Genomic DNA, 11,332 nt, shown 5'->3' with positions numbered 1-11,332 from the left:
AGTCGTTCAAACATGATGGGCGGCCTCCTGCACTGTGGTTTTCCTTACGAAATCAATAAAATCATGCGCTAAACTCCGCTGCGCCAGCCCAGCACAATGATTGCCATTCCGAACAAAGCGATTCCCGCACCCACCCAATCCAATATGGATAACTTTTCTCCATCCACTACTCTCAGCCAAACCAGAGCGGTAGCCACATAAACACCGCCATAAGCAGCGTAAATACGGCCGCTGGCGGCCGGATGTAATGTGAGCAGCCATACGAACAGCGACAGGCTGAGCACTGCCGGTAGCAGCAACCATGGGGAGCCGCTCTTGCGGAGCCACAGATAGGGCAGAAAACAACCGATGATTTCGGCAAGGGCGGTAACGAGGAAAAGAGCGGTGGTTTTTAGTATCAACATAATTCTCTCCAGTGCGTATAAATAATTGCCCGGCATCGACTATCCCGAGTAGTGGCAGGTCCAAGCGAGTAGAACCGGCTATTGCATTAATCCTCATCTGAGGCTCCTTTACCCTGTTCGGATTTGAGTAAGAAGCTGCCATTGACGGCGTATTCGGTGCCGGGTTTGAGTCCGGTCATGATCTCCGTAACTTTGCCATCGGATAGTCCGGTCGTGACCGGTTGAGCAATAAAGCCCCCCTGCACGCGAATAAAAATCGCCGGCTTGTCGTTAATGGTCTGGATGGCATCGGCCGATACAGCGACTGGCACTTCGGTTTCTTTGGCTATCAAGTCAACCGTGATGAACAAGCCCGGTCGCCAGACCATGTCAGGGTTGTCGAGTGTTACGCGTGCCGTGGCGGTTCGGGTTTGCTCGCCCATCAGTGCGCCAACGTAGGACACGGTACCGGAGGCGGTAGAGTCGAGAGCAGTTGCTTTGATCGAGACCTTGGCACCGACCCGAACCAGATTGAGATCGTTTGCGGATACGATGATGTCGGCCCAAACGGTCGATAAGTCAGAAATGGTAAAGATACTGGCATCTTCCTTGACGGCCTCTCCCTGCGCAACATGCTTCTCAACGACCATGCCATCGAACGGCGCACGAATTTCATAGCGGTTGAGTGCGCCATTACTGGCTGATACCGTCGGACTTGCGCCAAGTGCTATCAATTTCTGCTGGGCATTTTGAACGGCGATTTCCATTTCCCGCATCGCCTGCTGGGCTTGCAGGTAATCCTGCTCCGCAGAGATCTTCGCCTCCCACAAGTGCTTTTCCCGAGCAAAGGTGGCACGCGCTAATTCCAGCCGTTTTTGTGCCGACAATAACTCGCTACGCTGTTCGGACAGCGCGGTACTGGCAATCACCGCGATAACCTGCCCTTTTTTGACTTGTTGTCCCAAGTTGGCGTAAACATGCTCGACCACGCCGGCAAGGCGCGGTACGACATGCGTCGTTTTATCTTCATTGAAGCGAATTTCACCAGGAAGGGTTGTCAGGCTTTTGATATGGGCTGCGCCTGCGGTTTGAATTGAAATACCCGTTTCGGCGATTTGCTGATCGGTCAGTGCTACAAATTCGCCCTCGTGCAACACTTCCCCACCACCCGAATCTTGAGTCTGCTTTGTTTCATCGGCAAGCTCAGGATTATCATCGCCTTGGGTAATCTGCGCTTTAACTTCCGCGTGGCTTTCTTCGACCTGTTCGTCAGCTTCCGTTTTCGTCTTATCAATGCCCAGAATGAGGATGCTGAGCACTACCCCCAGGAGAATTATGGAAGCAATAGCGATAAGTTGTTTCTTGGTGATGTTACTCATGGGGATACCTCTGGCTGGCTATTTGCCAACGTCTCGTTCATGCCGCTGCCGACTAGGCGTTCCACGTTGGCCACGGACTTGTGATATTCGGCCAAGGCCAGTAAATACTGATTTTTAGCGCCAAACAGCGTGCGTTGCGCATCGAGCACGTCCAGAAATCCGAACTTACCCAAACGATAACCTTCATAAGCGGCGTCATAAGCACTTTGGGCACCGGGCAAAATGTCTTGCCGCAAAGTCAGGACTTCGGAGTGGGCGGCATCCAAGGCCTGATAGGCGGTGTTCAATGCAGTGGCAATGCGTATCTCGGCACTCCGATATTCTTCCTCCGCTTTGGTCAAACGATGCTCGGCTTCTTGAATACGGCCTTGATTGCGGTCAAATACCGGCAATGGCACCGAAAATCCGACCACTAAGGCGTAATCACCCGGCATCAGATATTTACTGGCACCGACTGTCGCGGTGACATCTGGAATGGCTTTGGATTTTTCCATCGTGATGAGTGCCTGACGTTGGGTGATTTCGGTGGCCCAACGGGCTAAATCGGGATTTTTGGAGAGGCGTTGCACCAATGAGTCCAGAGAAGCTGGTACCTGGATGTTTTCCAAATTACCGCTCACCGTCTCAAAACGCGGTGTCGTACTGCCCCAACCAGCGGCTAAACGTTTGCGGGCGGCTTCCAGTTCCTTCTGGGCTCGCATCAGCTCAATTTGCACCGAAGCGCGAGCAAGTTTGGCCTTGGTTTCTTCAACGGGCGATACCTTGCCTGCCTGCACTCGCGCAGAGGTCGTTACAGTTGTCTGATTGGCCAATTCATGAATTTGCTGTGTTAGCGCCAAGCGCTGTTGAGCTGCCAGCACATCAACAAAGGCCTGAGAGACCTGAGTGAGTACATCGGCTCGCTTGGTTTCGTAATCCCAATCGGCTAATTGTTTGGTTAGCGATGCCGCTTCGATGCGGGCGGTGCGCTTACCGCCCAATTCGATCAATTGACTGAGTTCCAAGGTGACGACATCGCCATCGAACCCCGTGATTACTTTATTACCAAAGTTCGCTGCATTGGCATTGAAGGTGGGATTGGGGAACAATCCGGCTTGTAAGGTGGCGGCTTCTTGGGCTCTGCTCTCCCAAGAAAAGGCTGAGAGTTCGGGGCTTTGGGTTAGTGCTAAAGCCAAGACTTGAGACAAAACCAGGGAGCCGGTCGGTTCCTCAACGGTTTGCCGACTGGAACCGTTTGTCCCCTGATCGCCCGATTGAGCCGGCAATAGCGTGTTGTCTGCCGGACTCGCATCGACCGAGCCGGCAGTGATAATTAAACACAGTGCAATGCCAAGTGGCCGCACATAATTTGAGAACATGGAAAATTTCTCCGTAGCATAGAAGTAACGTCAGCACAGGCACAGGTAATCCTGAGCCTTTGGCTGGTGAGTTGCGGCTAGGAGAGGTGGCTAAATCAGTAAAACAGTGCTGCGCAGGGCAAGCAGTCGGGAATCGGTAAACGGCGGGTCGAAAAATGTAGGCTGCCGAATAACGACTTTGGCATAAAGAACTAGAAGTGAGATCAGGAAAAATACCGGCAAAAGCCCAATATCAATCGCTATTTTTGACAAGTTCGTCAATTGTAGGGGAATGTGGTCATCGCCATCGATAGGGATGTCAGTGCAGGGCGACGGGCAGGGATCACCGTCATCGCTCGTAAGAGCATTGGTCTCATCATTGAAACGAGCGATAGCATTGATACTAGCGAATTGGTCGCTTCCAATCTTCTCTACAGCAACATGACCATCAGCCCCAAAACACAACACAAAGGCCGACACATCTCGATGGCCCAGGCCAAAATGACCGAGCACAGCGAGTATCAGCACAATAGAGAGCCATGTTTTAGAGTGTCGCAAAGCATTCATTTTTTAAAGCTACACCAAATGAATCTAAATGACAATGACTTAACTGTTTTTTAGTATTTCTTGATTTTGAGACCTAACAGCCTGTTGAAGAACGCCTGTATATTTCAAGCTGAGGCAGAAATTTTCAGAGGCGATGCAAAAAATGAGGCATTCGAATTCGTTGAAGGTTGCCACTGTTGGATGCTTTGCTGTGGGCAATCTTCCAAAAGAAAGTAGGGATTTGATTTAGCAAGCTGAGGATTGTTTCTACCCGGCTTAGGTGGCTACATTTAACCGATCCAGGTTTGCACAATACGTATAGCGCACTTGAGCGCTATACGCTCAGAACCAAGGGCTATCCGTCTCAAGAACATGGAGTCTGTACTTGATCTAACTTGTTGAAGGTCAGCTAAGAAGCAGAATCCAGACAAAAACGGCCGATAATAGCGACTGACTCCTTGGGGTCGATAGCGTCGATTCTGATCATTCAAAGCAATATCACCAAACCCGTTTCATTTTTTTACTGCTCGCCGCTCTTGTAGTAATTTATCACGCTGTTCTGCCCAAAAAATGCTGGCCTCATGCTCGGATATGTTTCCATTGGCCGCCAATTGGCAAAGCCCTATGAAATAGGCGTAGAGCTTGATAATCTCCTCGTCTTTCGGGTATTGACTCAAGAGGTTTTTATGTTTTTGTCGAGCATCGTCATTGCAAAACTCATTGGGGAGAGGTGCGAAATCGATGTTGTCACCGCTACCAATCGCTGCTGTGGCGGATTCGGCCAGGATTATTAGCAAACAGAAAATTACCCTTTTCGTCACGGACTGCTCCTCGGATCAACTTGTCATTTCATTCTGCATTGAAGCGTTAGAAGCATAGCCTCTGTTAAAGCAAAATCTCTCATATTTTGAAAAGCGGCTCATAATTTTCTACTTCACTTTTGGCTCAATACATCGTACATCGTCATGTTTAGGATTATTCACCCAATCGCCGACAGGCGTTGTAGCCATATTGGCGTAAGCTGAGTTTTCAAGTAAGTCATAGGCGCCATCGGTAGTAGAGGTTATATTGAGCCAGTCGTGATAACACCCTTCCGGCATGATCACTGGCATGCGCTCATGAATGGGTTGCATTAGCTCATTGGCTGCCGTGGTAATGATCGTGCAGGAATACAGCGTTTCGGTCTCGTGCTGCCACTGTTCCCACACCCCGGCAAAGGCAAATAACTGATTGTCTTGACGATGAATACGGAAAGCCTGTTTTCCGGATTCCAACTTTTGCCACTCGTAAAATCCTTGTGTAACGATCAGGCAACGCCGTTTTTGAAATGCGGCCCGGAAGGATGGTTTTTCGCGAATGGTTTCGGCACGCGCATTGATCAGGTGATGGCTGTTTTTGGTGTCTTTGGACCAAGACGGCACCAAGCCCCAGAATAAATTGACTGCCTTCAGCGATTTGTCTTCCAGTTCGACAATGCAGAGGATTTTCCGCGCCGGTGCGATGTTGTAGCTGGGCTGGTATTTTGGCAGGCGTGAGAGTTGGAAATGTTCGGCAATCATCTTCAGATGAGGCTGTTAGCTGAAATCGTCCGCACATGATTTTCTATTCCGATCTGCCTTACTGCCAACCTTGTAACCATTGCCTTGTATCCGTCAGGTCTCGCCAAGGTACGATGAAGCTGGGGCGCGAATACACCGCTTCCAGCTCGATGTGTTCGACAGGTGCATCCGGCCATTCGGGCTTGATCAGGCGGGTGACCAGAAAATGCTTTTCCTTGTTTTTGGGCCGTGCGGCGGTCCACTTACTCAACAGCAATTTGTTCGGATTCAAGCGACGTACAGTTAAATCAGGCATCGGAATGTCTCCTGCGGATGGATTCATGGGGTGGCTTCGAGCGTAAATGCACGACCTGCGTTTTCTTTAACGCCTTGACCAAGGTCATATAGGTATCGCGATCGAATGCCGGTCTGCTTTGCTCCAGCAATGCGTGGACTTCGTCGTCACTGTGCGCCGTGCCGAGATAACACCAATGATCAATGACGTGCAAATCCTCTGTCTCGCGAATACCAATGGCGCCGGGATAAGGCCAACTGCTCAGTTTGAGTTTGCTCATGGCGGTCAGTAATCGGGCAGCATGTTCCAGACCGGATTCCTTGCCGACGCAGGCGCCACAACAGCGTTTGAGTTGGTGTGCAAAGCAGGGTTTGCCACTGCCGATTTTTTCAAGACCCAGTACACCCAGACAGAGCTGATGTTGTTCCGCCAAACTGCGAAGTGCCTTTTCGGCATCACGTTTGTTATTGTACAAGCCATATAAATTATCCTGCGCGCCAAAATCCAGCTCGTTGGCCCAAGTCAAACGCGGCAACAACTGCTCCTGCTTCTGCTCCAGTTGCCAGGCGCACAGTGCATTTTTACGCCGCAGCCGTTGGTTATGCACGGGCGTCATTTGTTTGATCAGCTTGGCCTCGGTCAATAATGCGCCCAGTTCACCCCCGGTTTCGATCCACTCGATACGCTTGGTTTGCTGCGACAAACTCATTTCCTTATTGTGGCGATGATCGGCGGCGAAATGCGAAAGCACCCGCTGGCGAATATTGACGCTTTTGCCGATATACAGCGGCAAGTCGTTTTCGCCATAGAACAGATAAACACCGGGACCTTCCGGCAATTCATGAACCAAATTCGGATCAAGCTGCGACGGCAGGCTGGAGCGTTGCATCAGATTTTTGACCGTGGCTTCGATGGCGTCCGCGGAAAACTGCTGATGAACATGCTGCCAGAACTGATGAATCAATTGGGCATCGGCTAACGCACGGTGGCGTTCCTTGGCTGTCAGTTGATGGCGTTCGATCAAGCTATCGAGATTGTGCCGGTGATACTGCGGATACAGTGCCCGCGACAACTTGACGGTGCACAGTACTTGCGGTTTAAACATTAGGCCAACTCGTTTGAATTCATTTTTTAGGAACCCATAATCGAACCGAGCGTTGTGGGCAATGAACAGCCGGCCTTGCAATAAGGCATCGACTTCCTTGGCCAACTGTTTAAAGGTGGGTGCGTTTTCGACCATGGTGTTGCTGATGCCGGTCATCTGTTCGATGAATAACGGAATGCGCATTTGCGGATGAACCAGTTGGCTCCATTCCCGCACGCCATCGTCATCCACCAAGACAATGCCGATCTCGGTAATACGGTCTTTGGTGGCCGAACCGCCGGTGGTTTCCAGATCGACAAAGGCTAAGGGTTGCATGTTTATGTCCTAACGGTAACTGCGCATCTGGCCGACCAGTATGCCTTGAATGCTGACTTGCGACGGATGGAAACGCATGGCTTCCATGCTGGAATTGGCGGGAATCAATAACACCTCATCCGCTGTCTGCTCGATGTACTTCAATGTTGCCTCCTGGTTGTCGATTAGCGCGACCACAATTTCACCGTTCTGGGCGTGACTGCGTTGTTCGATGACGACCCAATCGCCATCCAGAATACCGGCTTCGATCATGGAATCCCCCTTAACTTTGAGCACATAGCACGACTGTGCGGTACGAAGTTGATCGGGGACATTGACCCATTCGGTATGCTCAATCGCCTCGACCGGTTTGCCGGCAGCAATACTGCCCACTAAAGGCAAAGCGTGGTGCAGCTGTTGGCCTGATTCACGCAAGGCCAAAGCCTTTTTCGTCAACCGAACTCCTCGATGCTTGTGCCCCATGGCTTCGACAAAACCGGCGTCGATCAATCCGCTTAGGGTCAAATGTAACGAGCCCCGCGACTTCAAGCCGAGTGCCTGGCACAGTTCATTCAACGATGGCGGCCGAGGAAACTGCGCCTGGTTGTCCAGCAAGAAATCCAAAATGGCCTGTTGTTTTCGGGTTAAGGCACTCATGCGGCAAATCAATACGGCTTAACTACATTGAGAACAATCATAGAACGTTTACGAATTCGATGGTAGTCTTATGTCGTTAAAATTTTTTTAGCTCACCGTGATACCCATGCCCGAATCATTGCCATTTTCGATCCTTAACCCCGCACAACCCTTACCCCCAATCCGGGATGGATTGGCTTGGTTTCATCTTGCTAAACCGAAAAAAAAACGACGATTGCCGCTGTTCATCAGCAAAGTAGCCGCGGGTTTTCCATCGCCGGCCGATGATTATGTGGAAAAGACCCTGGATCTCGAGGAATTACTGATTCAAAAACCGGCGGCGACTTTTTTTGTACGCGCCCAAGGCGATTCCATGCTCGGTGCCGGTATTCATCCCAATGATATTCTGGTGGTCGACCGTTCCAAGGAGCCGATGCCCGATAAGATCGTGATCTGCGCGGTCAACGGCGAGTTGACGGTGAAACGTCTGATCGTTGCCGATGGCCAATGGCGATTGAAAGCCGAAAACCCTGCGTATCCCGATATTCCCTTGACCGAGGACCTGGAAACCGTATTCTGGGGGACCGTCACGAATGTGATTCATCCGGTGTAAGCATGTCCGAACAACCGCGTATCGCGCTGGTGGACGCCAACAATTTTTACGTGAGTTGCGAGCGGGTGTTCCGGCCGGACCTCAATGACAAACCGGTCATGGTGCTCAGCAATAACGACGGTTGTGTGGTGGCGCGCAGCCAGCAGGTTAAAGATTTAGGCATCAAGATGGGTGTGCCGTTGTTCCAGGTTCAGCAACTAGTCAATCAGCACCAAATCCAACTGTTCTCGTCCAACTATACCTTGTACGCGGACATGTCGGCGCGGGTGATGAGTTTGCTGGAAGAATTTACGCCGCGTATGGAAGTGTATTCCATTGATGAAGCATTTTTGGATTTAACCGGCGTGTACCCTTGTTATCAAGATCCGATTGCCTATGGTCAACGCATCCGCAAGGCGATTGCTCGGCAAACCGGCATTCCGGTCTGTGTCGGTATGGGGCCGACCAAGACATTGGCCAAGCTGGCCAACTTTGCCGCCAAGAAATGGAAGCAAACCGGCGGCGTCCTCGATCTTACCGACCCCATCCGTCGGCAAAATCTGATGAAAATTGTCCCCGTCGATGAAGTCTGGGGGATTGGCCGGCAAACCACAAAGCGCCTTAATCAATTGGGCATTCAAACCGTCTGGGACTTGGCCATCCAGTCGCCTAAAACCATCCAGGCACAATTCAATGTAGTGGTCGCCCGTACGGTCATGGAGTTGAACGGTACGGCATGCCTCGATTTGGAAGACGTGGCCGCGGACAAGCAACAAATCGTCTGCTCACGGTCGTTCAGTCGTAAGTTGACGGAGTTAGACGAGTTAAGCCGGGCTTTGTCGGAATACTGTACCCGAGCGGCAGAAAAGCTACGTCGGCAACAGTCAGTGACCGGTTGCGTCAGTGTGTTTATTCGCACCAATCCGTTTGCGGTTCAAGATCCCCAGTACCAGCGATCGGCGACCGTTAAGTTGGATGCTGTCACCCAGGATACCCGCACGGTTATTCGCGTCGCGCTGTCGAGCTTAAAAGCCATTTACAAACCAGGCTTTAGTTATCAAAAATGCGGTGTCCAACTGAGCGCGATTCGACCTGCAGCATCACCCGCGCAGTTCGATCTTTTCGATTTAAGTTGCCAGGGTACGCCGCCCGATAACGCCATTCTCATGCGAACTCTGGACACCATCAATCGACGATTTCCCAAAGCGATCACGATCGCATCATCGGGCTTCGATAAAAGTTGGAAACCCAAAGCCGAACGCATTTCACAACGCTACACCACCGATTGGCGGGAATTAGCCGTCGTTCGCTAGTCAGAACACTTAGTGTATTGAGGCCGGTTGATGATCTTTTGTTAAAGCCAGTCGCATTAACTCAAAATATTTTTCGACGTTACCTTTGAATCCACTGGACGCGTTTATGGAGACAGACAAAGTGGATGAAATGTTTACTTTGTGCAGTGTATCCATAATGTCGCCTCGAACCTCATTCACTATATGCGGCATGAGTAAAGGCCAACCGTAAATTTTTAACAGTTCTTCATTATCAGTAAAAAAAGCGACTCTGATTTCGTTTGGCACGCCATCTATACCATGTTCACTGATGAGCGCTTTTGTAGCTTTATGAGCTACTGCTTCGTTTGCAGCGGTTAAATAAAAGTCAGTCGTACTCAAAAAGCGGATACCGAGTCCTAGTGAGGCGTAGTAGGCTTTAGGTGTTGCAACACCATAAAGCTCATGTTGAGTTTGTGTCATCATGTCCATTTTGAAGGCTTCAAACCAGCGATCGAACTTGGATGCATACGATTCAGATTCAGTGTCATCGCAAAAACAGGGCACGGATGGATTCACTGTCAGCACCGCACCAATAAGAAACCGTAATGCGATTGAGCCTTCTGATCCATTACTGCCGAACTTGCGATTTTTCAGTGTTGCGGCCTGTTTTGATGTTCGAAAACCCTGTTGCGCCATCCGAGTCAATTGGTGGTTGATGCGCCGAACTTGGCTAGGCAGCCAGGTCAGTTCTTCTAAAGTGAAAAGTTCATCATGAATGATCATAGGTTGTTGCGGACTGACAAAGTCGAATGTTTCGAAAAGGCCTGCAATACGTTCGGGATCACCTATGCGACCTGGCAATTTCTGATCTACTCGGGTGAAAAAGATCATAGGAATGGCAAAGAGTATCGATTCACTGTGCTGTTCCGAGGATAAATCCACTTTACTGCGTTCGGCCGCTCTATTAATGCTTTCACCCAAAAACTCAGCCGATGTCATGTCTTCCACGTCGAGCACTAACTGTACGGCCCCCGCTAAAATTTGGTCTTGGCCTTGTTCGACACATTGGTCGATTAGATCTAAAAAGCGTTGATTGAAATCCGTTGGTGATGGCTTTGTGGCCAATTCTTCTTCAAGTGCAATGATTGCTTGAATGAGTGGGTTCAAAGATTCATTAAAATCCGTCTGTTTTGGCATGGCATTACTCCTGGAACTTGAAGAGTTTAATTAATGGTGAAAGTAGGTTCGTGTAAGTGCTTTGCTAGCAGCGTAATTGAACGGAATACAAGAAAAGTGTGTACGGTCATGACTAAACCCGCTTTTGCGTATTGGCCAACAGCACGTTGACGGCGTAAGCCACGACAAAAACGCTTACCGGGACGGCTTGCGGTGGAATCGGAAACGGCAGTGTCAAACTGACCAACAACAGATACAGCGCGCCTAGAATCAGGTAAAGACTGTAGCGATGCGCCATGGGGCTGGGGTAATCGAAATTGGTCTGGCTGATCTTGCGCCGCACCAGTCCGTCGACGACAAACGGCAGTAAAGCGGCTGCCAGGTACGGTAACCAAATGCAGGCGGTGGTCAGGCGTTTGATCATCTGAAAGATCGTGTCCCACAGCACGTTGAGCCGGCTTTCGATGAAGGGAAACAAATCGTTACGCCCCACATCCTCGAAGCCTTTGGACATCTGCCGTTCGCGCTCGGTCGGGATGAAATAGCGGAACACGCTTTCTCGGATGCCGGTGCTGACGAACAAGCGATCAAACCAGCGCTGCGCGGTGTGGCTGATCTGCGATTCTTTAACGGCGCCAAAATAGCCGATCATCATTTGATCTTCGGCGCGCTGAAGTTCCCGCGTCCAGCGATCAGACACGAAACTGGCCACCAGGATCACTTCCAGTAGCCAAAGCATCAGACTGAACAACAGATTACGCGTCATGAGCTGGCACC

General features: G+C 50.5%; 13 protein-coding genes. 2 read left to right on the top strand and 11 right to left on the bottom strand.

Features of this window, described 5'->3' with window-relative positions:
• Positions 1 to 68: 68 nt before the first annotated feature.
• The 9 genes from ACW73I_RS00320 to lexA form a co-directional block, all read right to left on the bottom strand.
• Entirely contained in the window at positions 69 to 404 is a 336-nt protein-coding gene (locus ACW73I_RS00320) for a YnfA family protein (protein WP_350308558.1), read from the bottom strand.
• Positions 405 to 490: 86 nt separating this feature from the next.
• A complete protein-coding gene (locus tag ACW73I_RS00315; protein ID WP_458027200.1) occupies positions 491 to 1,762 on the bottom strand; it encodes an efflux RND transporter periplasmic adaptor subunit in 1,272 nt (423 codons plus the stop codon).
• Positions 1,759 to 3,120, bottom strand: coding sequence for a TolC family protein (locus ACW73I_RS00310; protein WP_458027199.1), 1,362 nt, complete (start codon positions 3,118 to 3,120; stop codon positions 1,759 to 1,761). The genes ACW73I_RS00315 and ACW73I_RS00310 overlap by 4 nt, the downstream gene beginning before the upstream one ends.
• A gap of 90 nt (positions 3,121 to 3,210) precedes the next feature.
• Positions 3,211 to 3,666: a hypothetical protein gene (locus tag ACW73I_RS00305; RefSeq protein WP_458027198.1), complete on the bottom strand. Its 456-nt coding sequence runs from the start codon at positions 3,664 to 3,666 to the stop codon at positions 3,211 to 3,213.
• 491 nt (positions 3,667 to 4,157) lie between these two features.
• Positions 4,158 to 4,466: a hypothetical protein gene (locus tag ACW73I_RS00300; RefSeq protein ID WP_458027197.1), complete on the bottom strand. Its 309-nt coding sequence runs from the start codon at positions 4,464 to 4,466 to the stop codon at positions 4,158 to 4,160.
• 108 nt (positions 4,467 to 4,574) lie between these two features.
• Positions 4,575 to 5,204 (bottom strand): SOS response-associated peptidase, encoded by a 630-nt coding sequence (locus ACW73I_RS00295; RefSeq protein ID WP_458027196.1) that lies wholly within the window; start codon positions 5,202 to 5,204, stop codon positions 4,575 to 4,577.
• A 58-nt stretch (positions 5,205 to 5,262) separates the two neighbouring features.
• Positions 5,263 to 5,499, bottom strand: coding sequence for a TIGR02450 family Trp-rich protein (locus tag ACW73I_RS00290; RefSeq protein ID WP_458027195.1), 237 nt, complete (start codon positions 5,497 to 5,499; stop codon positions 5,263 to 5,265).
• Positions 5,492 to 6,898 carry an exonuclease domain-containing protein gene (locus ACW73I_RS00285; protein WP_458027194.1) on the bottom strand — a complete coding sequence of 469 codons (1,407 nt, stop codon included), beginning with the start codon at positions 6,896 to 6,898 and terminating at the stop codon, positions 5,492 to 5,494. The genes ACW73I_RS00290 and ACW73I_RS00285 overlap by 8 nt, the downstream gene beginning before the upstream one ends.
• A gap of 9 nt (positions 6,899 to 6,907) precedes the next feature.
• Positions 6,908 to 7,534 carry a transcriptional repressor LexA gene (gene lexA, locus ACW73I_RS00280; protein WP_458027193.1) on the bottom strand — a complete coding sequence of 209 codons (627 nt, stop codon included), beginning with the start codon at positions 7,532 to 7,534 and terminating at the stop codon, positions 6,908 to 6,910.
• Between the two features lie 106 nt (positions 7,535 to 7,640).
• On the opposite strand from lexA, the gene ACW73I_RS00275 reads away from it, so the two are divergent.
• A complete protein-coding gene (locus ACW73I_RS00275) occupies positions 7,641 to 8,126 on the top strand; it encodes a LexA family protein (protein ID WP_458027192.1) in 486 nt (161 codons plus the stop codon).
• A gap of 2 nt (positions 8,127 to 8,128) precedes the next feature.
• Positions 8,129 to 9,418, top strand: a complete 1,290-nt coding sequence (locus tag ACW73I_RS00270; protein ID WP_458027191.1) for a Y-family DNA polymerase — start codon at positions 8,129 to 8,131, stop codon at positions 9,416 to 9,418.
• A 9-nt stretch (positions 9,419 to 9,427) separates the two neighbouring features.
• Here the strand turns inward: ACW73I_RS00270 and ACW73I_RS00265 are convergent, their stop codons facing one another.
• Positions 9,428 to 10,576: a hypothetical protein gene (locus ACW73I_RS00265; protein ID WP_458027190.1), complete on the bottom strand. Its 1,149-nt coding sequence runs from the start codon at positions 10,574 to 10,576 to the stop codon at positions 9,428 to 9,430.
• A gap of 112 nt (positions 10,577 to 10,688) precedes the next feature.
• Positions 10,689 to 11,321, bottom strand: a complete 633-nt coding sequence (locus ACW73I_RS00260) for a DUF4400 domain-containing protein (RefSeq protein WP_458027189.1) — start codon at positions 11,319 to 11,321, stop codon at positions 10,689 to 10,691.
• Positions 11,322 to 11,332 lie beyond the last annotated feature (11 nt).

The sequence above is a fragment of the Methylomonas sp. MgM2 genome (genome assembly GCF_054172045.1).
This window is presented reverse-complemented; position numbering and strand designations above follow the sequence as displayed.

Bases quoted from the DNA above. Each gene is read 5' to 3' on its own strand.
- ACW73I_RS00315 (WP_458027200.1), bottom strand. From the start codon at position 1,762: ATGAGTAACATCACCAAGAAACAACTTATCGCTATTGCTTCCATAATT.
- ACW73I_RS00265 (WP_458027190.1), bottom strand. From the start codon at position 10,576: ATGCCAAAACAGACGGATTTTAATGAATCTTTGAACCCACTCATTCAA.
- ACW73I_RS00320 (WP_350308558.1), bottom strand. From the start codon at position 404: ATGTTGATACTAAAAACCACCGCTCTTTTCCTCGTTACCGCCCTTGCC.
- ACW73I_RS00270 (WP_458027191.1), top strand. From the start codon at position 8,129: ATGTCCGAACAACCGCGTATCGCGCTGGTGGACGCCAACAATTTTTAC.
- ACW73I_RS00285 (WP_458027194.1), bottom strand. From the start codon at position 6,898: ATGCAACCCTTAGCCTTTGTCGATCTGGAAACCACCGGCGGTTCGGCC.
- lexA (WP_458027193.1), bottom strand. From the start codon at position 7,534: ATGAGTGCCTTAACCCGAAAACAACAGGCCATTTTGGATTTCTTGCTG.
- ACW73I_RS00275 (WP_458027192.1), top strand. From the start codon at position 7,641: ATGCCCGAATCATTGCCATTTTCGATCCTTAACCCCGCACAACCCTTA.
- ACW73I_RS00290 (WP_458027195.1), bottom strand. From the start codon at position 5,499: ATGCCTGATTTAACTGTACGTCGCTTGAATCCGAACAAATTGCTGTTG.
- ACW73I_RS00305 (WP_458027198.1), bottom strand. From the start codon at position 3,666: ATGAATGCTTTGCGACACTCTAAAACATGGCTCTCTATTGTGCTGATA.
- ACW73I_RS00310 (WP_458027199.1), bottom strand. From the start codon at position 3,120: ATGTTCTCAAATTATGTGCGGCCACTTGGCATTGCACTGTGTTTAATT.
- ACW73I_RS00295 (WP_458027196.1), bottom strand. From the start codon at position 5,204: ATGATTGCCGAACATTTCCAACTCTCACGCCTGCCAAAATACCAGCCC.
- ACW73I_RS00260 (WP_458027189.1), bottom strand. From the start codon at position 11,321: ATGACGCGTAATCTGTTGTTCAGTCTGATGCTTTGGCTACTGGAAGTG.